At 40.1% G+C, this 19,884-nt stretch carries 21 protein-coding genes and 1 pseudogene; 15 read left to right on the top strand and 7 right to left on the bottom strand.

The genetic code is table 11. The features are described from left to right. Positions 1–6: 6 nt before the first annotated feature. From DRB05_RS13625 to DRB05_RS13615, 3 genes are read right to left on the bottom strand one after another with little or no spacing between them, the layout of a single operon-like run. Positions 7–498, bottom strand: a complete 492-nt coding sequence (locus DRB05_RS13625) for a GNAT family N-acetyltransferase (protein WP_128727439.1) — start codon at positions 496–498, stop codon at positions 7–9. Further along, complete coding sequence (locus DRB05_RS13620) at positions 495–1,118, bottom strand: TetR/AcrR family transcriptional regulator (RefSeq protein ID WP_029215706.1); 624 nt, start codon at positions 1,116–1,118, stop codon at positions 495–497. The genes DRB05_RS13625 and DRB05_RS13620 overlap by 4 nt, the downstream gene beginning before the upstream one ends. A gap of 3 nt (positions 1,119–1,121) precedes the next feature. Beyond that, on the bottom strand, positions 1,122–1,982 hold the full coding sequence (locus DRB05_RS13615; RefSeq protein WP_128727438.1) for an alpha/beta fold hydrolase: 861 nt from the start codon (positions 1,980–1,982) through the stop codon (positions 1,122–1,124). A gap of 816 nt (positions 1,983–2,798) precedes the next feature. On the opposite strand from DRB05_RS13615, the gene DRB05_RS13610 reads away from it, so the two are divergent. From DRB05_RS13610 to DRB05_RS13570, 11 genes and pseudogenes are all read left to right on the top strand, one after another. Then, a complete protein-coding gene (locus DRB05_RS13610) occupies positions 2,799–3,674 on the top strand; it encodes a helix-turn-helix transcriptional regulator (RefSeq protein ID WP_039496550.1) in 876 nt (291 codons plus the stop codon). A 271-nt stretch (positions 3,675–3,945) separates the two neighbouring features. Next, positions 3,946–4,191, top strand: a pseudogene (locus DRB05_RS13605) (helix-turn-helix transcriptional regulator); the annotation flags it as partial. Positions 4,192–4,486: 295 nt separating this feature from the next. Further along, a complete protein-coding gene (locus DRB05_RS22660) occupies positions 4,487–4,624 on the top strand; it encodes a hypothetical protein (protein ID WP_161568691.1) in 138 nt (45 codons plus the stop codon). 214 nt (positions 4,625–4,838) lie between these two features. Continuing rightward, positions 4,839–5,006 (top strand): hypothetical protein, encoded by a 168-nt coding sequence (locus DRB05_RS22655; protein ID WP_161568690.1) that lies wholly within the window; start codon positions 4,839–4,841, stop codon positions 5,004–5,006. Between the two features lie 316 nt (positions 5,007–5,322). After that, positions 5,323–5,628 carry a hypothetical protein gene (locus tag DRB05_RS23025; protein WP_240036249.1) on the top strand — a complete coding sequence of 102 codons (306 nt, stop codon included), beginning with the start codon at positions 5,323–5,325 and terminating at the stop codon, positions 5,626–5,628. Positions 5,629–5,886: 258 nt separating this feature from the next. After that, the gene (locus DRB05_RS13595; RefSeq protein WP_128727437.1) at positions 5,887–6,750 is read left to right on the top strand and encodes a helix-turn-helix transcriptional regulator; all 864 of its coding nucleotides are present in this window, start codon (positions 5,887–5,889) and stop codon (positions 6,748–6,750) included. 41 nt (positions 6,751–6,791) lie between these two features. Next, a complete protein-coding gene (locus tag DRB05_RS13590) occupies positions 6,792–7,661 on the top strand; it encodes a helix-turn-helix transcriptional regulator (protein WP_128727436.1) in 870 nt (289 codons plus the stop codon). 59 nt (positions 7,662–7,720) lie between these two features. Next, positions 7,721–8,593: a helix-turn-helix transcriptional regulator gene (locus DRB05_RS13585; protein WP_128727435.1), complete on the top strand. Its 873-nt coding sequence runs from the start codon at positions 7,721–7,723 to the stop codon at positions 8,591–8,593. 402 nt (positions 8,594–8,995) lie between these two features. Further along, entirely contained in the window at positions 8,996–9,997 is a 1,002-nt protein-coding gene (locus DRB05_RS13580) for a reverse transcriptase family protein (protein WP_128727434.1), read from the top strand. Between the two features lies 1 nt (position 9,998). Continuing rightward, positions 9,999–11,372, top strand: coding sequence for an AAA family ATPase (locus DRB05_RS13575; RefSeq protein WP_128727433.1), 1,374 nt, complete (start codon positions 9,999–10,001; stop codon positions 11,370–11,372). 117 nt (positions 11,373–11,489) lie between these two features. Next, the gene (locus DRB05_RS13570; RefSeq protein WP_128727432.1) at positions 11,490–12,149 is read left to right on the top strand and encodes a hypothetical protein; all 660 of its coding nucleotides are present in this window, start codon (positions 11,490–11,492) and stop codon (positions 12,147–12,149) included. A 284-nt stretch (positions 12,150–12,433) separates the two neighbouring features. On the opposite strand, the gene DRB05_RS22755 is transcribed toward DRB05_RS13570, so the two are convergent. The 3 genes from DRB05_RS22755 to DRB05_RS13560 form a co-directional block, all read right to left on the bottom strand. After that, on the bottom strand, positions 12,434–12,589 hold the full coding sequence (locus tag DRB05_RS22755) for a hypothetical protein (RefSeq protein ID WP_017217632.1): 156 nt from the start codon (positions 12,587–12,589) through the stop codon (positions 12,434–12,436). A 429-nt stretch (positions 12,590–13,018) separates the two neighbouring features. After that, positions 13,019–13,252 carry a hypothetical protein gene (locus DRB05_RS13565; protein ID WP_010369844.1) on the bottom strand — a complete coding sequence of 78 codons (234 nt, stop codon included), beginning with the start codon at positions 13,250–13,252 and terminating at the stop codon, positions 13,019–13,021. Between the two features lie 88 nt (positions 13,253–13,340). After that, positions 13,341–14,240: a LysR family transcriptional regulator gene (locus tag DRB05_RS13560; RefSeq protein WP_128727431.1), complete on the bottom strand. Its 900-nt coding sequence runs from the start codon at positions 14,238–14,240 to the stop codon at positions 13,341–13,343. 110 nt (positions 14,241–14,350) lie between these two features. Between DRB05_RS13560 and DRB05_RS13555 the strand changes: the two genes are divergently transcribed. Next, positions 14,351–15,214, top strand: a complete 864-nt coding sequence (locus DRB05_RS13555; RefSeq protein WP_128727430.1) for a type 1 glutamine amidotransferase domain-containing protein — start codon at positions 14,351–14,353, stop codon at positions 15,212–15,214. A gap of 10 nt (positions 15,215–15,224) precedes the next feature. Further along, positions 15,225–16,379, top strand: coding sequence for an iron-containing alcohol dehydrogenase (locus DRB05_RS13550; protein WP_128727429.1), 1,155 nt, complete (start codon positions 15,225–15,227; stop codon positions 16,377–16,379). Between the two features lie 69 nt (positions 16,380–16,448). On the opposite strand, the gene DRB05_RS13545 is transcribed toward DRB05_RS13550, so the two are convergent. Further along, a complete protein-coding gene (locus DRB05_RS13545) occupies positions 16,449–17,324 on the bottom strand; it encodes a CHAP domain-containing protein (RefSeq protein WP_128727428.1) in 876 nt (291 codons plus the stop codon). A gap of 249 nt (positions 17,325–17,573) precedes the next feature. On the opposite strand from DRB05_RS13545, the gene DRB05_RS23020 reads away from it, so the two are divergent. Both DRB05_RS23020 and DRB05_RS13530 read left to right on the top strand, forming a co-directional pair. After that, positions 17,574–18,290, top strand: a complete 717-nt coding sequence (locus tag DRB05_RS23020; protein ID WP_235956708.1) for an NBR1-Ig-like domain-containing protein — start codon at positions 17,574–17,576, stop codon at positions 18,288–18,290. Between the two features lie 462 nt (positions 18,291–18,752). After that, positions 18,753–19,883, top strand: a complete 1,131-nt coding sequence (locus DRB05_RS13530; protein ID WP_240036248.1) for an RHS repeat-associated core domain-containing protein — start codon at positions 18,753–18,755, stop codon at positions 19,881–19,883. Position 19,884: the final 1 nt, after the last annotated feature.

The raw sequence follows: 19,884 nt of genomic DNA, 5'->3' as shown, positions 1-19,884 counted from the left end.
TGCAGATTATTCAGCTTGATAGGTGTAGATATTACGTGCCGCAACCGAGTTATTCATGATTGTTGTATAATTAGCAATCAATTTAAAACCATGACGCTGAAATAAATGATTCACCGCTAAGGCATCTACTCGACAACGAGTGTGAATAGGTTGGCGAGTAGCGGCTAAGGTGTCTTGCAGTAATTGCTTGCCAATTCCTTTGCCGCGAATATTCGCATCAACCATAAAGTTCGAAATGTACAGGCCTGATGTAAGATCAAAGCGCGCCTTATCTTTAAAATGGGCGATTGGCACTAGCGACAAACTACCAATAAGTTGCTTTGTTGAGTCATCAAAAATAACGCGTACTTCGCCTTCTTCGATTTCTCTTTCCATAAGCAAGCGAATGGCTGCTTGGTCTATTTCTTCATTACGTGGCGGCGCTGAAAAAGTCGCGATGTATAGCTCAGTAAGCTGCTCAACAATATCGCGGGTTGGGGTAGAGATTATTTCAATCATGCAGATACGCTCCGTGTTTTTGGATCAGCTTGATAACTTTCAAGTAAGTGCTCAATATTACGTTTAAACAACTCGCTGGCATGTTCTGTTAGTACCGTATTTTTCGCTATCGCATGGCCTAGATATAAATTGTATAGCTCGTACGCCGCGCACTGTGCATCAAGCTCAGGATGAAAAATACCGCTTTCTATCCCTTGCACGATTTTATGCTTAATATAGCTAAATAATCGGTTATGTTGCTCGGTAACTTTGGTATGAATAGGGCTGTCTGTATGGCAATTAAATTCAACTAACGCTTTGATAAACGGGCAAGTTGAATGTGGCTCATTAAATAGTTCACGAGTCCAGTCTGCCCAAATAGAAAAGAGCATTTTGAGTTGTACAAGGGGATCTTGGTGTCGTGCCGGTGCGACGACATGCAGCATAAATTGATCTTCACAGTAATCGAGGATCGCCAACTGCATATCTTCTTTACTGTCAAAATGCGAGATAAGCCCGCTGCGAGACAAGCCACAAAGCTTGGCCATAGAACCAATAGTGACTTCTATCAAGCCATATTGGCTACTAAAGCGCATACCTTGCTCTAAAATGGTTTGTCTCGTTCTCTCGCCTTTGTTCATCACTTATGCAGTTATTCTTTGAGTAATACGTTGAATAACGCCAGTATCGCCTAAAATGCGGCGATGTCCAAGGCCTGAGGTTTGGATTAAACGCTCAGGAGTGGCTGCGATAAGCGACTCTACGTGTTCAAATGGCGCAAATCGGTCCTCGGTATCGTGAATAAATGTCGGCTTAAACTTAAGTACACCGTCGTGGAATTTATCTCTGATCAAATGCCAATGCGTGCCATATCTTGTGGTGATAGCGCCCAATACTTGGTGTAGCATTTTTTCAGAAATGCCCGCTCGCGCAACGCGCTCAAACATCAGCTCAAAAAACTGCACGGGAGTTGCAACATTTATAACCACGCGATTTTCTAGGCGATAATCCGGTAAGTTCATCAGCGCCACAGCGCCCATAGAATGTCCCACCAAAGCTACGATATCATGGCGATCAGCTTCTAGCTTCTCAATCAAAGTATCCAGTGCCTCAACAAAAGCCAGCAAATGGGCTTGCTTACCATGAGATTGTCCATGACCAACATGATCAATCGCCACAACGCAAAATCCCGCCGCAACGAGTTCTGGGATCAAAGTATCAAAGCAACTGCTGTTATCGGCCCAACCATGACTTAACACAACGGTCTTCGGGCCAAGGCCAAACACGTTTACATGAACGCGACCAAGCGAGGTCAGAATATTGAACTCACCATTGGGTTTTTTATTTTTAAACTGATATTGACGCTTACCATGCGGGCTCATCAGTAATACCTGACCTAACCTCGAAGTAATAGGTGGCGCAAGCGTGCACATAAGCCCTGTGATCCCCCGGCTTATCTTGGTGATAAGCGAGCCGTCTTTATCGTTAAAGTAGCTGAATTTCATCCTGACCTCTAAAAAAGAACACTTGTACTTTTATTAAAATAGAACAACTGTACTTTTTTGTAAAGCATAACAATCACCTTTTAATATTGCAGCTGGTTAACTATGCGATACACCCCCATCATGTTGGAGCTGGTTCACCCAGCGATACACCTCCGCGTAGGAGCTGGTTTACCCAGCGATCTTTATAAGGCGTCAACCGCTGCACAAAGCCCCTTATACTGACTCCAGACCACCGCGTAGGAGCTGGTTCACCCAGCGATCTTTACCAAGCACCAACCGCTGCACAAAGCCCCTTATACTGACTCCACACCACCGCGTAGGAGCTGGTTCACCCAGCGATCTTTGTAAAGCGCCAATCGCTGCACAAAGCTCCTTATGATGACTCTATACCTCCTCGTAGGAGCTGGTTCACCCAGCGATCTTTGTAAAGCGTCAACCGTTGCACAAAGCCCCTTATAAGGACTCCACACCACCGCGTAGGAGCTGGTTTACCCAGCGATCTTTGTAAAGCACCAACCGCTGCACAAAGCCCCTTATACGGACTCCACACCAGCGCGTAGGAGCTGGTTTACCCAGCGATCTTTTTAAAACGCCGGCTGCGGATTACTCAAGGCTATGAGGGGCATACCCTCAAAAAGGTTTGTCTCTAAAAGCACCGTATAAAGTGAAAAACGATGAAAATATTTCAATTTACGTAAAATTTCCCTGAATTTATGTACTTTTTATGTGATGTGGTCGTGATTGGCTTGTCTTTATATTTAACTAAATGTAATGTTTGGGTTAATTCGAATAATGCCGTAAAATGACAGTGGATTAATGCAAACACCAGAGGAATATGAGGTAAGCCAGCGGATAGGCAGGTTAATACTTGGGTTAAAGCGTACCAGAGGTATGACCCGAGAAGATGTCTGTAAACGTTTAGGTATAGGTTCGCGCACGTTAGACAATTACTTAAACGGGGTGAGCTCATTTAAACTTGGAACATTGTTAAAGTTTGCGGATCTTTGCAAGGTAAAGTTGGCTGATATCTTGGATGATACCGAGGCGCTGAAGCGCTTGTATCCTGAGAATATTAAAGACAAAGGCAATATCTTTTTGCTATTTACAGGCTATTTTGTCGGCGTTATGGTGCTTGAATTTACCTTATTTGCTTTTCTTATTTTGTTATTGTTTTATGCGCGTAATGACAAGAATAGCCAAAGCATTGTTGCAATTTTTATATTTGCTTTTTCGTTAGAAATCGTTGTTGCATACTGGTTGAATTATGTCGTCTTCCCAGCTATTGAAAGCTATTACATTGAAAATATCTATGCTTTTGCGACACAACTTTTACTGAGTTTACTGCTGGCGTTAATGATCAAATACAGAATGTTTTTAGGTGCGTGGTTTACCAAAGGGAATTCAGCCAGCATTTTTGAGAAGAACCAAGTAGATGCGCCGCTTTATGCACTCGCATGTACTTTAGCTATGATTGATTTTGCCGCATTGATGGAAAACTTTATCCGTAACCTAGAGCGTTTAGGAATAAGTGAAGAAGTTGCCAAACCATTTTGGGAGCTAGCCTTTATTTATAATTACTTTGCTTATATCAAAGCCGTGCCTTATCTGCTCTGCATGTTTGTGTTATACGCAGGAATAACAGCGCGCCGTAAGCAGGTTTTAAATAAAGCAAATGCTGCGCCCATACAATAAGGTGAAGATTTTCCCATAAAAATAGAGAAGTCTGTGTGTTTTTAATTATTGATTTTAATGGTCTGCAAAACAACAAATAAGCGGGTGTAGTAAGGGTTGCTTAAATCGATTGATACCAAAAATTCAAATATAATGGTAAGTTTGTTTCTGTTTTGGGATGTTTTGCGAGTGTGCCCCTAAAAATAGTACTGTCATCTACTTGTCTTTATATTTAACTAGATGTAAACTTTTGGTTAAATTGGTTGGGGTGATTGAGAGATATGGTGGGGCGATGCAGACGCCAGAAGAATACGAGGTAAGCCAGCGTATCGGCCGACTGATACGTGGGCTAAAGCGCAAAAAAGGGATGACCCGAGAAGAGGTTAGCCGGCGTTTAGGTGTGGGTGACAGGACCCTTGATAACTATTTAAATGGCTCTAGCTCCTTTAAGCTTGGGACATTGCTTCGGTTTGCTGAAATCTGTAAAGTAAAGTTATCAGATATTTTAGAAGATACAGATAAGCTCTCTGGTCTGTATGGAGAAAAACATGAGGAAAGGAACAATGAAGGCTGCACAGAAAAAGCCGACAAAAATAGTCCTTAGTAGCTCATTGTGCAAATTAATATCTGGAGCAGGTCTTCAAACTGGAAGTGGGTCTAAAGATCAACAAGCTAAATCTACGCAGAAAAAAGATAATAGCCAAGGTTGATCAATGGATTGGTTTGTTTAGTTTATTAATGTTTACAAGCGCCATAGCGTTATTGTTAGTTTTTGCAGGTGCAAGTAAGACAAGCTTTTGGATCTAAGCTGAGAAAACATGAGGAAAAGAACAATGAAGGCAATACAGAAAAACCCAACAAAAATGGCCCTCAGTCGCTCATTGTGTAAACAGATTTACGGTGGTATTGGTACTTCAAAAGGAGAAATTCCTAGGGGTGTAGAGGCGGAAGCTACTAAACCTGACTCCTAGACGATGTTTAAGTGAAGCCAGTAATTAGAGAGTAAGTATATATGAAAAGTTTATTTAGCCTGACTTTGCCAACGAATCAAAAGAAGCTCATAAACGAAGTTCTTAGTCATTCAATGTGTAAATTGGTATGTGACGCTACTGTTGTCAAAGGCGGGGATCTAAGAGATCAACAAGAGGCTTCTTCACAACAAAAGTTGAACGGTTAAGGTGTATCATGAAAAGTTTATTGAAATCGGCTTTTTCAACAAATCAAAAAGAGCCCAAAAACTCAACACTTGAACGTTCACTTTGTAAGCGAATTCATGGTGGTTCGGGCATGAGTAAGGGAGATGGGGTTAAACCTCAAGCACAAAAGGCAGATAGTAAGGGGGGGGGGATATGAGGAGCCTGTTTAATATAGCTTTGCTAACTAGTGTTTTAGCAACCCTGTCTGTTGTGTTTATTAAAGTATCCATCTTAGAATTTATAATTCCTGTTGCATTGATTATATTAGTATTTATGTCAAAAAAGGATGTTAATAGTCAGTTGCTTACACTTTGCTTCGCTTTCGTTTTTGTTCTAACGTCAGCAGCTATGTACACTTTCAATACAATAATTAAGCCTGCTGAGCCTAATGTATTTTTTCAAAATATTTATGGTTTTCGATTAATTTGACATTGAGCTTAACTTTACTCTTCATACTCAAACATAGAATGACAGTGGCTGTATTACTTACAAAAGGCAGAACGGCTTCTGTTTTTGAAAAGAATCATGCAGAGGGTCCTCTTTATTTCTTAGTTTTAATCCTTGTGTTTGTTGACTTTATGGCTCTGTTGGAAAATTTTATTCGTAATCTTGAACACATAGGTGTAAATGAAGAAATAGCTAGAGCTTTTTGGGAATGGACATTCTTTTATGATTATTATGAGTATCTTAAAGCCGTACCTATTTTCTTGTGTATTGCACTTTTGTACGTTGGGCTGATTGTCCGTACTAGAAGACAACCAATTCAAAGCCAACCTTAAACCCAAGCAAGCGCAGTATCCCCATTTGTCGTGATACTGCGTTTTAGTATTTGCAACTGAGGTCAAATTTACTATTTAAGAACAAAAATTTTTAATTTTCCGTGTTTGTAACTTCAATTCAATATTGTTCGCTCATCTCAATCCTAATGTATGAACCGCTTAAATATAAACTGCCCTGAACATTTACTTGTCTTTATATTAAACAAAATGTAATGTTTGGGTTAATTTTGTGGTTTGGTTAAAGGAAGTGTGGGGGCGATGCAAACGCCAGAAGAGTACGAAGTAAGCCAGCGCATAGGGTTGCTAATAAAAGGTCTAAAGCATAAACGCGGGATGTCTCGAGAAGATATATGTCGCCACCTCGGGATTGGCATGCGAACGCTAGACAACTATCTCAATGGTGTTAGCTCTTTTAAGCTTGGTACGTTAATGAAGTTTGCTGACTTATGTAGAGTCAAGCTTGCCGATATTTTAGATGATACCGAAGCGCTCTCACGACTGTATCCAGACAATATGAAGGACAAGGGGAGTATTCTAGTCTTGTTAATGACTACGGTAGTAAGTGCTACAGTTTTTGAGCCGATCACCTGTATTTTACTTTTTGTCTTAGTTTATTTATGTAAAGAAGATCAAAATAGCTTATCGATAACTTTGATTTTTGCTGTTGTGCTTTCACTAGATGCAGTAATGGTATTTTACTTAAAAAATATTGTTTTTCCGGTGGTTGAAAGCTATTACATCGAGAATATTTATGCCTACGGTGGTCAGTTAATCTCAAGCCTACTGCTGTTATTTCTGCTCAAGTATCGAATGTCACTTTCAGTTTTTTTCACACGTGGTAAATCAGCCTCGGTATTCGAGAAAAATTACGCGGAAGGGCCATTGTATTTCTTAGCTTTAACGTTAGTGCTTATAGACTTCTTTGCATTGATGGAAAACTTTCTTCGTAATTTAGAGCGCCTAGGTATGGATGAGGAAGCTGCTAAAATATTCTGGGAAGTTACGTTCTTTTTTGACCACTTTGCGTATCTAAAAGCTTTTCCGACACTATTGTGCATTACTCTGTTATATATTGGATTGCTCGCACGTAAGAAGAGCCGGCAGCAGCTATCACACTTTTAATAACAATAGATTAATTATTAGATTCAGGAAACGGTAGGTCGATGCAAACGCCAGAAGAGTACGAAGTAAGCCAGCGTATAGGACTACTAATAAAGGGCCTTAAGCATAAACGGGGAATGTCGCGAGAAGATATATGCCGCCACCTCGGGATTGGCATGCGAACGCTAGACAACTACCTCAATGGTGTTAGTTCTTTTAAGCTTGGTACGTTAATGAAGTTTGCTGACTTATGTAGAGTCAAACTCGCCGATATTTTAGATGATACCGAAGCGCTCTCGCGACTATATCCAGACAATATAAAGGACAAGGGCAATATTCTTACGCTTATCTTGGGATCTATTGCTGGGTATTTTCTTTTTTTCGAATCTATCGTGTTCCTCCTTCTATTACTTTTGTTTTGTTGCTGCTACAAAGATAAGAATAGTCAAACTATCACAGGCATTTTCCTCTTTATTTTTGCACTTGAGGTCGTTGTCGCATACCTCTTGAGGTTCATTATTTTCCCAGCTGTTGAAAGCTATTTTTTCGAGAATATTTATGCTTTTGGGTTGCAGTTAACTCTTAGCCTCATGTTACTGTTTTTACTTAAACATAGAATGACGATTAGTGTATTTTTAACTCAGGGAAGATCTGCATCTGTATTTGAAAAGAATGGCATAGAAGCCCCAATTTATTTTTTAGCAATGACGTTAGTGCTTATCGATTTTTTGGCCCTCATGGAAAATTTTCTGCGTAACTTGGATCGCTTAGGTATGAGTGAGGAGCTAGCTAAAACTTTTTGGGAGGTTACCTTCTTTTATGATTATTTTGAATATCTCAAGACTATCCCAGCTTTTCTCTGCATCGCTTTACTCTATGTTGGGTTTATAGCTCGAAGACATGCTCCGTTACAAGTTAGAGCTACACTGTAACTTTAGTAATAACAGGTTCAGTACTAATTGATAGTTTAATATAAAAGGATAGTGAGGCGATGCAAACGCCAGAAGAGTACGAAGTAAGCCAGCGTATAGGACTGCTAATAAAAGGCCTTAAGCATAAACGCGGGATGTCTCGAGAGGATATATGCCGCCACCTCGGGATTGGCATGCGAACACTAGACAACTATCTCAATGGTGTTAGCTCTTTTAAGCTTGGTACGTTAATGAAGTTTGCTGACTTATGTAGAGTCAAACTCGCTGATATTTTAGATGATACCGAAGCGCTCTCACGACTATACCCAGACAATATGAAGAACAAAGGCAGTATTCTTACGCTTATCTTGGGATCGGCTTTTGGCGTAATTATTTTTGAATCTACTTTATTTATCTTATTGTTAGTTTTGTTCTTTTACTCTTACAAAGACAAAAATAGTCAGCTGTTGACGCTTTGCTTTGTAGTGGTATTTTTGTGTTCAACGGTAGCTGTTTATGCGCTGGTAAATGTTATTTTCCCAATTCTTGATAGTGGATATCATAAGAATATCTGTGCGTTCACCATTCAATTTTCGCTCAGCCTTTTATTACTCTTTTTGCTAAAACATCGGATGGCTTTTGCGGTGTTGCTTACCCGAGGAAGAAGTGCCTCTGTGTTTGAAAAAAACTATGCTGAGGGGCCATTACATTTCTTAGTTTTGACCTTAGCGTTAATAGATTTTTTTGCGTTGATGGAAAACTTTCTTCGTAATCTGGAGCATTTAGGTATAAACGAAGAAACCGCAAAGGTATTCTGGGAAGTAACCTTCTTTTATGACTATTTTGCTTACTTAAAATCAGTGCCTATGTTGCTGTGTGTCGCGGTGCTTTATATCGGGTTTATAGCTCGAAGAAATGCTCTGCTACAAGTTGGGTATCTTGGGGCTGTATGATTCTACTAACAAGCCGAACTAAAGCTGGGGCAGTTGCAGATACAACTAAGCGGATCACTTGCAATTACCTCTCAAACCTCATATCCTAAACACATACCATGCGACTAGGAGCATCTCCGGTCATTTTGCAAGGTCACTACAGGCTATGAGTCATGTTACGTCCGTGTAGATACTCTTTGTGAGTTCTACGCGGAATAGTAACTCTTTCTATTACTATCATTTATCAGATTCACCAGACCTACTACTTTTTCAATTAATCCAACCAAGTATTTATTCGCTAATTTTCATTGTGCCAATCTTTATATATTTGTATTTATTATCTTGTAGTATAACTAGCTCAAAAGGTTCCTAAGTTGTAAAGTGTAGAAAGTACCAAAAGCTTGCTATTGAGGAATCAGCGCGTTGAACAATGAAAGCACTAAACGAAGTCTAAAGGATATATTTAGTTCGACGTTTCATGACAAAATGTCATTCGATGACTTTTTGCGTTTAGACGTAAACCGTGAATTTAAAACTATAAATCTCAGAAAGAGGTTAGTGTATGCTCCTTCAGCAAAATTGAAGCAGGTGCATCGCTTTATTAACAAAACCATCCTTGAGTTTGCTGACTGTAATACTAATGTTGTTTTCTCCTACAGGAAAGGGGTTAGCACCCGTGACGCAGTAGAAAGACATTCACACAGCAACTATATATTTCAAACTGATTTATCTAAATTTTTCAATAATATTCATCGTGACGATGTGATGACAGCTTTGAAAAGTCAGCTGTCGAATGCACCAGTATCCGACATTGATTTGTTCATTGAGAAGATTGTTGATTTAGTTGTAATTGATGATCATATTCCTGCTGGTTTCTCTACCTCTCCACTATTAAGCAATATCTGCTTGTTTAGGTTTGATAATGCATTAGAAGCATACTGTGAAGCTAATGAACTCAAGTATACAAGGTACTCAGATGATCTAATTGTTTCTGGGAGTTTAAACGACTTTACGGAATCAATAGAAACGGTCATTGATAATTTACTCATCGAGCACGTAAATAATTCTCTCTGTATCAATAAGGCAAAGACAAAGACACATAAAGTTGGGCATAGCTTTAAGATACTAGGGTTCAACATTTTACCTAATGGCGTTGTGACAATCCCTAGTCCGGATAAAAAAGAAGTAGAGTCGCTACTGTACTTCTTCTTGACGGATGATCAAAAGTTTGAGGATTTCTTTAAAAAATGCGCTGATAGTAAAACACCAGAAACGGATGATAAAACAATCAGAGAAAGAGCCATCGGCATGTTGTCTGGTAAGCTTATAGCGTTTAATGCGATGGATAAACAGTATGTTGCAAAGCTCAGAAGAAAATACGGGAATACTGTGATCGATATGTTTATTCGTAAGTCGGTGACCTAACTTGAAAGTAACAATAACTATCAATAATGTTCAGCACCTTGCTAGGCAGCAAGTTACGTTTGATTTGTCCGAAAATAAACTGACTTGCATCGCAGGTAAAAACGGTATGGGAAAAACGACCCTAATAAGGGCTATTAAGAACTTATCTGTTAATAATACATTCCAAGAAACCGCTGCTCCATACATTTTTACCTCCGAAAGCTCTATAAGCTATGAAATTGAAGGGGTTGGCGCGATAGAGTTTACATACAACCGCTTTTTAAAGAGCATTGATAGCAAGCAGCATATTCCTGACCACGTGCGTTCTATGATAAATGTAGAGCTTCCTATCCCTCATGGTGAAAGGTTTAATCATTTTAGGCTTTTGGCAGATATTGACGAAGATCTCAGAGCAAACATTGCTGTTGGTACATACACTAGACCAGAAGAACTGATCGCTTTCTTAGAAAAGGTTTATGGTGACCAAAGGTTTGAAAATTTAAAGCAGGTTGAAATAAAAAAGAATATTTATTATTTCATTCTTAAAGATGAAAAAGAGCGATTCTATATCCGCGAAGATTATTTCAGTTCGGGTGAGTACTTTGTTATAAATTTATACAAACAAATGCTTCGCCGAAAAAAACTCATTGTAATTGATGAGATTGATATATCTCTAGATGCTAGCGCTCAAGTTAACCTTGTTGGACTTCTGAGAGAGTACTGTACACAGTATGGAATAAATATTGTATTCACAACCCACTCCCTAGCACTAATGAAAACGCTGGAAAAAGGCGAACTTTACTACATGGAGAGCACCGGCCAAGGCAATTCAGTTTCATTATCACCGCGTTCTTACAACTTCATAAAAAGTGTTATGTACGGGTTTATCGGATTTGACAGATACATATTAACCGAAGATGAGTGTCTAGAAGAGTACATGAAGTATTTACTGTCAACTGATAATACACATACGTTCTTTAGGTACCAAATTATTCATATTGCGGGAGGCACTCAAGTGGTTGACCTTATGGATAGAAATGAAATTGACAAATTCCTTTCTGAGTCAGATAACGTAATCGCTGTATTAGACGGTGATCAGAGAGGTCAACGCTATGTGAGAGATAACAATAGTGTTTTCTTTTTGCCATTTGCTAGCATTGAGAAAGTCATATATGAGCGTTACCAAAACAACGATGCAAAGATCCCGAGAGTCGAATCAATTGAAGGTGGTACTCCGACCAAGCGAGCTAAAAACCTGTTTTGGAAACTCACCAAAATACATGCGGGAAATCAACTAATGTCGAAAGACGCTATTTATTCTTACCTACAAGAATTAGACCCCGAAGGTGTTAGTATATTTAAGCAATCATTGATCGATTTTCTTGACCCGAGATAACCACAAAATTGTACGTCACCTTTTTAAATGAGGCTGCGCAATTAATGTTCCACTTTTGAATTGTATTGGATTGTTTGTAACCAGAGACTATTTGGGTTTTATTTCAACCAAATAGCTTTGTTACCTTTAAGCTTGGAGATACCTGATATCAACAATTTTGCCGTTTTAATACTATGTTTAGTTTGCTTGTGCATAGGTATATTTGGTGCATCGATTCTAGTAGCCAGTGGCGACTTTGATCTGGCTAATTACTTGGGGTTAGTAAACTTGCTGTCCTCCTTAGGAGGTTTTTTTGGTGGTTGTGCAGGAATAATAGCTGCTATCACAGCTTATAGAGGTATTGATGTATGGAAGAAGCAGCTAAAGTACGGAAAACATATATCGCTTATATGGAGTTGTATGGAATCGTTAAGGAAATTTGAGAGTCTAAACATGCAGTGGTATATATCGGCATACGCTAATTCAACATCGCAAATAGAATCTACCGATTTACTTGAGGTAGAAAAACAGCGAATAGATGCGGTGCTTGAGGAACTTTCATCACGCTTTTGCACTCTTGATACGATAGTAGTAAAAAACCAATGGCAGTGGGCTAACTATGCGGGTCAATTATCTAACAATATTGCTTGTTTGGTAAGTATATTTGAAGAATATAAAAACAAACCATACTGTTCCATCGAACTGTGCAAAAAACTAGCAGAAGTAAATGAACGAATGAAACACGATGTTAAATTTCTTGAAACAGAGCTAGATAAGCTGGAGGTTCAGTATCATTGATTTCACTAATCAGCTAGGAAGGCTATTTATACTGGCTCAGGTGTACTAGCTCAGACTTGACCTGACAGTTACCCACTTTCCTATCGGTGACTGTCGGTTTAGATTTGAACAAAGTTCTTGTCACAAAATTCTTATCAGCCCAAACTCGTTTCCCATCAAGCGGCGGATGGGATGGATGACACCCATCACTAATTGCATTGATGTTTTAGGAAAATGAAAATTTGAAATTTGTGGTGGGGGTCTGTGATTTTCGTGTCAATGTGAAGGGTATTTTTGTTAAAGATTTATCTCGCATATTTTGCTTTTAAATCAGCAATTGATTTGCTCACGCTCTCTTTTTTAAAGCTTAGACCTTCGTATTTAGCGCTTATTTCAAAGTTGCTCATTTTAGGTATAAATGTTTGAACATTTTTTGCTTTTTTCACCGAAGTAACAGCCATAAATACACCTCTTGTCTGACTTCTTAAGTATAACTTAGCACTATAGTTATGCCAATAGTTCAAAACAGCCCGCTTCTTTTACTTACACCCTAGCTTAGCGTATATGAAGCACCATTCGATTTTGATAGTTTGATATGATATCTGACAATTAATGATGACTCAGGCCCCTTGCAAAGCTAGCTTCGTGTGTGGGTCATTTTGTCTATGTGCTTAAAAAACTCAGAGGACAACATGTCTAATAAAAGTCTTAGTGCTCGAATTCCTGCCTATAAAATGGTATTTGCAAGTGGCGAACTGCAGAAAACCTATAAGGATCTCGTCTCTATCGTTTAATCTTTAAATCTATTTAACTCCATTTCTAGCGAAAAAAAGAGTGCTAGTAGTAGCACTCTTGTCAATGCAAAACTCAACAGCAATAACCTTTAGTTGCTAGTCCATGCTTGGGGCACTGGAGTACACCAACTCAATTAGGTTATTCATCGTTCTTGATTTTTGCATATAAGCTTTTTCCATATGAGCAAGCTCTTGTAGTTCAAATAAGGTCGTTTCTACGAGTGCCAGCCACTTTTCTGTGGTGTCTGGTACCGCTTCACTTTGCTTTGTTGCTTTTTTTAGTGCGTCGTAATAAATAGTTAAGTCACGATATTGGCTTTGATAGTCCATTGTTGTTCCAACCCGTCTCTTTTAATTTACAGCAAGGTAACAGGAATTCTCAGCAGAAATCTGCGGAAAATAATTTTTTTACAACTTTTTAATTCGAAAGATAATTAATATTAGCAAAGGCGGAGATCACATCTTTCGCAAAAGCAATGCGAGGGTGCTTTAACGCGCCCTTTTTCCATACCAAATAGATGCTGTTTTCGGGGCCTACAGGGCCAAGCTGGATCAGTTCACCTGCTTTAATGAGATCTCGGCAGAGATAATCGGGGAGAACGGAGTAACCTATTCCAGAGCGAATGATGTTAGCAATTGCTCTAATGTCTGGGCAAATAGCAATAACATTAGAGTTGCAGCTCGCATTAAATACACGGTCAAAGTATTGCCTTACCAAAGGTAAGTCTTGGTCGTACGTGACGACGTTATAGCTTGAGAGTAAGTCGGCGGTAATATCGCTGTCTTGAATTTCTCGGCCCTCTAAACGGTTCATCACTAGCCACAGTTGTTCTTTATCTAGAACGAGATAGTCAAAGGTTGTGGGGTCTGGCGCAGAGGCGGCAATAGCGATGTCTGCGGTGTCGTTTATTAGTGCGTCGAAAATGTTAATTTTATTGCCAATATGAAGTACCACGTTAATGTTGCCCGCTTGCAATAAGTTGGCGATTTGTGGACCGGAGACAAAGCTTAAATACTCCGCGGGGCCGGCAATATTTAGTGTGCCAAACACCGCATTGGAGCGTGCCCGAATTGAGGTGATTTTCTGCTCTAAAATATCGATATGACCAGACACCTGCAGCGCTAAGTCATGTGCTGTTGGCGTTGGTTTTACACCTCGTGCTTGGCGTTCAAACAAGGCTTTTCCTACTACCGCTTCCATGGTTTGAATATGTGCAGTGACAGCCGGCTGCGACATCCCCAAGTTGGCCGCAGCCTTGGTGATATTTTTGCAGCGGTATACTTCCACAAAAGTTTTTAGTTGGGTGAGATGAGACATAAAACACTCAAGCCATAAATATTCTGATTGCTCCTACCAATTTATCCGAATTCTCCCGTATCCGCAAATCACCTAAACTTGTCGATATTGAACTGGTATGAGGAGGCTGGATGAACAAGAGTTTAGTGAATACGATAGTGTGGGTGTCATCGTTGTTGGGTGCAGCACTTGCGCTTAGCGCTCATGCAAGTGAAGGTGAGGTATTAGTGTTGCTTTCGAGCGAAACCTCGATGGAGCTTGCCAGTGGTGAGACAATAGAAACAGGTTATTACCTCAATGAGTTTGGAGTACCTGCAAAGGCGTTGGTGGATGCTGGATATAAACTGGTCTTAGCAACACCAAAAGGCAATGCCCCTGCTGTTGATCAAAAATCAGTGACGGTTGATTACTTTGGCGGTGATGAGACTAAATTACAAAGCATCAAAAAATTTATTGCTAATCTGCCAGACATTAACGATACCGCAAGTTTTAGCGAGATCCTCGCTGCGGGGTTAGACGAATTTGATGCGGTATTTATTCCAGGCGGACACGCACCATTAATTGATTTGGCGAACAATCCGCAGGTGGGTGAAATTTTGCGCCATTTTAACCGCGAGAATAAACCAACAGCCGCGATTTGCCACGGTCCAATTACGTTGCTGTCGGCACAAAGTGAACCAAAAGCGTATTATCAGAGTTTAACAACACAATCACCTGTTCAAGCGAAAAACTGGATTTATGACGGATATCAAATGACGATATTTTCGAACCCAGAAGAACAAGTATTTGAAAGCACGTTAAATGGCGAAAAACTCAACTTTTACCCAGCAGCCGCGATGTCCCAGGCTGGAGGAGAGATGCAGTTTGCAAATGCATGGCAGCCAAAAGTGGTTGTTGATAGAGAGCTAATTACAGGGCAAAACCCGTTTTCAGACAAATTACTAGCAGAAAAGCTGCTAGAAATGTTAGCGAAAGAACCGAATATTAAACAGTAAGGAATTGAGCATGCTTAATTTTGTATTTAAAAATCAAACCGAAATTCTTTTTGGTAAAGGCCAAATGAGTGAAATCACCTCACGATTACCAGAGACAGCAAAGGTGCTGCTACTGTACGGCGGTGGCTCAATTAAAAACAATGGTGTATACGACCAAGCTATGAGTGCATTGACAGGTGTTGAGGTTGTGGAATTTGGTGGTGTGGAGCCAAACCCAACATATGAAACACTAATGCAAGCGGTCGCGACGGCAAAGCAAAATGATGTGAACTTTATTCTTGCGGTTGGCGGCGGCAGTGTTATCGACGGCGCAAAGTTTGTGGCGGCAGCTTTTAATTTTGACGGTGAGCCTTGGGACATTTTGGTAAAAGGTGCAAGCTTTAGCAATCCATTACCGATTGGTGCTGTGCTTACTTTACCTGCTACAGGCTCTGAGAGTAACGGCAACTCAGTGGTTACTAAAAAGGCAACTTCGCAAAAGCGTGCATTTTCGTCACCGACGGTACAGCCGCAGTTTGCGGTACTCGATCCAGAATACACCTATTCACTGCCGCCTCGCCAAGTGAGTAATGGGGTAGTGGATGCGTTTGTTCACGTGATTGAGCAGTATTTAACATATCCAGTAAATGCGCCACTGCAAGACAGATTCGCAGAAGGTATTTTACAAACGCTTATCAGCGAAGGGCCAAAGGCGTTAAGCGAGCCTAACAATTATGATGTAAGAGCAAACGTTATGTGGTCTGCAACTATGGCGCTAAATGGCCTTATTGGTCAAGGCGTGCCACAGGATTGGTCAACACATATGATTGGTCATGAGCTAACGGCATTGTATAACCTTGACCACGCGCAAACGCTTGCGATTGTATTACCTGCGGTGATGTATGTGCAACGAGACAAAAAAGCCGAGAAAATCAAGCAACTTGGTGAGCGTGTATTTGGTATTGCAGCTGCAGACGAAGCACAGCAAATTGACCAAACGATAAAAGCAGTTCAGGACTTTTTTGAGTCGATGGCGGTGCAAACGCGTTTAGCTGATTATCAATTAGACGAAAAAGCAGTACAAGAAGTTATCGCTAACCTAGAAAAGAACGGCATGACGGCACTAGGTGAGCACGGCGATATTGATTTAGCGAAGGCGAAAGAGATTTTAATGCTGGCGTTGTGATTTAGATATATCAAAAAAGAGCTGATTGATTATAGTCAGCTCTTTTTAATATCAATAGATGTTATTTAGCTACTCAACAGTGATATCTTGATGTCCGACTTCTGTCCAAGAGTTGTCAATCCACCGGATCTTCGCTACAACACGAAATTGTCCTGGTTGATTGAAATAGGCAACTGCGCGAGCGCTCCTAGAAATTTCCCCTCCCGATAGCGCATAATTATTATCACTTAACTCAGACAATGTATAAATAGCATCTGATGAACGGTTTGAAGAGTCATACTTCTTCATATTAAACAAAAAGTTACCATTTGAGTCATGTACTGCCAAAGCGATATGCCTAAAATGGTACGGGGTACTATTCGTTATGTTCTTAACTTTAAATTGGGCGTCAAAGTTTGGTCTAGATATTGTTGCATCAGGATCGGCTGCTATTCTGTGTCCGCTCACCCAAAAGTCTTGTACTCGCATACCTAGCAGATAATTATTAAAAAAACTGCGATTACGCACTATGCCATTAGGATACTGATTATTCGACTTGCAGTTTTGTTCTTGCACTGTGAGATTGTTACCATCAATATTTGCCACCCAAGCAACATGTCCGTAATCTCCATTACGACTATCTCTGATAGCTACACTGTTTAATGCGGGCTCTCTTCTGTAAATATAGCCCGATGATTTATTGATGGCCTTATAAGAGTCGACATCCCAACGATATGCATGTCTGGGATAATCGTTTAATTGTAATGAGTGGCCCCATACATCTTTTGCTTTTTTCCAAGCGAACCAAGTGCAATTTCCTTCTACTTCATCTGCAGATGTACAACAAGGAAAAGGGTTATTAATAGAGGTTTGTCCACCGCAGTAGTCAACTGCTTGTGATTGCGATGCAAAAAATCCGATTGAGGCTAACAAGATTGATTGCTTTAAATTCCGACTTTTTTTCATAGCTGTTATTCCTTAGGTTTGAATTGAACGAGAAATATCATGGCATATCACACTCTCGCAGAGCGTGGAATTGTGTGTCCGAGCATCTGTCCGAAAGAGTCGTTGTTATAAAGAAAAATTATAACCACTAAAAACAGTTGGTTATGTGTTTTTGTTACATGTGATACAATTGTGTTATATTTTTGTTTTTGTGTTAGATGCGTGTCGAATTTAAAGGATAAAATAAGACAAAGTGCGAAAGCTCGTAGCATGCAAATGAAACAAGTGATCTACGACTGTCAATGTAGCCAATCCCACTTTTATAAAGTATTGGCAGGTAAGCGCCCTCTGAATGAGCATATTCGTAAATATCTTGCTCAGCTTTTAAGTGTAAGTGAGGAAGAGCTTGAGGACTTAATATGTAATAAGTCCACAGTAAGAAAAGAGGCACCACATTATGCAAGCAAAGTAACCAAAAACCATAAAGCGATTACCTGGAAACGCACTTTGATCACTATCATTTTCCTCAGTGTGTTGCTTTTATCGTATCTGTTTGAAGATATTAAACCGCTTGTTGTTGAGTCTAGGTATTCAACGAATTCAGAAATCCAAGATATTCCGATCTTTGTCAAAGACGTGACAATTCCCGATGGGACAGCAATACCGGTTAATACTGAGTTTGTTAAAATTTGGCGTATTAAAAATGGTGGAGGGGTGATGTGGTCAGGGCGTTATTTACAGCGTATGACGATTGCTTCACAAGGCTTATGTCAAAGTCCAAATCGAATACCTATCCCAGAAACTGCACCAGGAGAAGTCATAGATTTAGAGGTCACCTTCAAAACACCATCGCTACCAGGGTCGTGCAGAACTGATTGGAAAATGGTAGACGATCGAGGAAAACTAATTTACCCAACACTCAGTGGACTTTACAGTATTGTTCAAGTCGTGCAGATTCAACAAAGAGCATATGATAAAACTCATTAAGGATCATGGCTTTTGCTGTAACTGCTCTATGCCTTGTTCAAAGCTTGGGTGTATGCTTAGCCAACTATGCTGTTCGTCGCTTTCCTTGTCGGACTCTCAAATATAGAGAGCATCGCATCACTCTTACTAAACTGCGGCATTAGCTTTTATGTGCTAACAAATAGTTTAACTAGTGTGGACAGCCACTCAAACTTGAATGGTTATCCACGCTATGTCTGCTGGTAAAAGACCGCATACAGTTGCGGGTGTCTTAAAAGTTAAGATGGCAGTAAAAGTACGGTGTACTATCTCGATAAGCTATTTGAACAAGAAGCGTCCTCAGGAAATACGATTTGGTGAGCTTATATTAGCGATGTAGCAATATTAAGTTATGACTCAAGCGTAAAGCGCTATCAATTACGCTTTACGCACAAAGACAGATTAGGCAGCACAACCACACTGAGTGACGAAGTGGGTAATGTGATGGCTTATCGTAACTTTGATGTATTTGGTAAGCCGAGAGGAGGAGATGGTCAAGTCATTAGCCCAGCGAAACTCAGTGGCAATGTGCTAGATTTAGAGCTGTTTTCATCGCGAGGATTTACCGATCACGAACACTTAGACGAGTTAGCATTAATTCATATGAACGGTCGGGTGTACGATTACAACCTGGGTCGGTTTATGTCGGTGGATCCTATGATTCAATCCCCAGGGGACAGTCAGTCTATCAACCCTTATTCATATCTTATGAATAACCCGTTAGCAGGAACAGACCCGACCGGATATTGCGCCGCAGCGACAGGTACTCATATTAAGTCTTGTGGCGATATGAAGGTTGAAGTTAAGGTAGATGGTAAGACTGTAGGTAGTACCGTTGTGAAAGATGTTAATTTCAGAAATGGTGCTGAAGTTAGTGGTGCTATGGCTAAAGGTGCCGGACAAATAGGGCAAGCTATATCTGATTTAGGGAGCCAGCAGAATATTGCTAAAAATCAAGCTCCTGCATCATCTGGTTTGGAAAAGCATGCATTTGATGGACAGCAATTAGGGGCTGTCATAAACCCTGAGGATCCCAATTATCGATCCAAAGTTGACGGAATGGATTCATTATTTAAGGATTCAGAAGTTGGCCCGGGAAGTGATTTTAACAGTGAGAGTGAAATTGTTAATTTGCTCGATACCGTCGTTCATCCATACGCTGAAAAAATAAAAATGGAAATTGGGACCAATATTTATACAAAAGATAATGGAAAATTAACATTTGCACCATTGGTTTTGGCTGACATAAAGACTCCTTTAAAAGTTGATACAGAGCGTTCAACAATGAACATTCGAATAGCTCCATCTCGGGTAACAGCAGATTGGCATTCTCATGCTCGTGCTGCAAACGAAATGTCAGGACCAGATCGTGATTTAGCTATTCTCTTAAATAGAACGTCTTATGTTTCCTCTAAATATGGGATCGCCACATTTAGGGGGAGCGAGTATAACGCGGCGAGAAGACTTAATTCAGATGCATATCAGTATATGTATCGGGGACGAATGAGGACGGAATATATGGAAAGAAGTCCCGCAGTAGATCCTAATGACTTTTATTCACTACACGAAAGGTAAG

This window comes from Pseudoalteromonas sp. A757 (genome assembly GCF_004103285.1).
GTDB lineage: Bacteria > Pseudomonadota > Gammaproteobacteria > Enterobacterales > Alteromonadaceae > Pseudoalteromonas > Pseudoalteromonas galatheae.
Note: the sequence above shows the minus strand (reverse complement) of the source record. Positions and strands in the feature narration are given on the sequence as shown.

What these genes read in the sequence shown, in the direction of transcription:
- DRB05_RS13625 (WP_128727439.1), bottom strand. Translation starts at nt 498, where the DNA reads ATGATTGAAATAATCTCTACCCCAACCCGCGATATTGTTGAGCAGCTT.
- DRB05_RS13620 (WP_029215706.1), bottom strand. Translation starts at nt 1,118, where the DNA reads ATGAACAAAGGCGAGAGAACGAGACAAACCATTTTAGAGCAAGGTATG.
- DRB05_RS13615 (WP_128727438.1), bottom strand. Translation starts at nt 1,982, where the DNA reads ATGAAATTCAGCTACTTTAACGATAAAGACGGCTCGCTTATCACCAAG.
- DRB05_RS13610 (WP_039496550.1), top strand. Translation starts at nt 2,799, where the DNA reads ATGCAAACACCAGAGGAATATGAGGTAAGCCAGCGGATAGGCAGGTTA.
- DRB05_RS22660 (WP_161568691.1), top strand. Translation starts at nt 4,487, where the DNA reads ATGAAGGCAATACAGAAAAACCCAACAAAAATGGCCCTCAGTCGCTCA.
- DRB05_RS22655 (WP_161568690.1), top strand. Translation starts at nt 4,839, where the DNA reads ATGAAAAGTTTATTGAAATCGGCTTTTTCAACAAATCAAAAAGAGCCC.
- DRB05_RS13595 (WP_128727437.1), top strand. Translation starts at nt 5,887, where the DNA reads ATGCAAACGCCAGAAGAGTACGAAGTAAGCCAGCGCATAGGGTTGCTA.
- DRB05_RS13590 (WP_128727436.1), top strand. Translation starts at nt 6,792, where the DNA reads ATGCAAACGCCAGAAGAGTACGAAGTAAGCCAGCGTATAGGACTACTA.
- DRB05_RS13585 (WP_128727435.1), top strand. Translation starts at nt 7,721, where the DNA reads ATGCAAACGCCAGAAGAGTACGAAGTAAGCCAGCGTATAGGACTGCTA.
- DRB05_RS22755 (WP_017217632.1), bottom strand. Translation starts at nt 12,589, where the DNA reads ATGGCTGTTACTTCGGTGAAAAAAGCAAAAAATGTTCAAACATTTATA.
- DRB05_RS13565 (WP_010369844.1), bottom strand. Translation starts at nt 13,252, where the DNA reads ATGGACTATCAAAGCCAATATCGTGACTTAACTATTTATTACGACGCA.
- DRB05_RS13560 (WP_128727431.1), bottom strand. Translation starts at nt 14,240, where the DNA reads ATGTCTCATCTCACCCAACTAAAAACTTTTGTGGAAGTATACCGCTGC.
- DRB05_RS13555 (WP_128727430.1), top strand. Translation starts at nt 14,351, where the DNA reads ATGAACAAGAGTTTAGTGAATACGATAGTGTGGGTGTCATCGTTGTTG.
- DRB05_RS13550 (WP_128727429.1), top strand. Translation starts at nt 15,225, where the DNA reads ATGCTTAATTTTGTATTTAAAAATCAAACCGAAATTCTTTTTGGTAAA.
- DRB05_RS13545 (WP_128727428.1), bottom strand. Translation starts at nt 17,324, where the DNA reads ATGAAAAAAAGTCGGAATTTAAAGCAATCAATCTTGTTAGCCTCAATC.
- DRB05_RS23020 (WP_235956708.1), top strand. Translation starts at nt 17,574, where the DNA reads ATGCAAATGAAACAAGTGATCTACGACTGTCAATGTAGCCAATCCCAC.
- DRB05_RS13530 (WP_240036248.1), top strand. Translation starts at nt 18,753, where the DNA reads ATGGCTTATCGTAACTTTGATGTATTTGGTAAGCCGAGAGGAGGAGAT.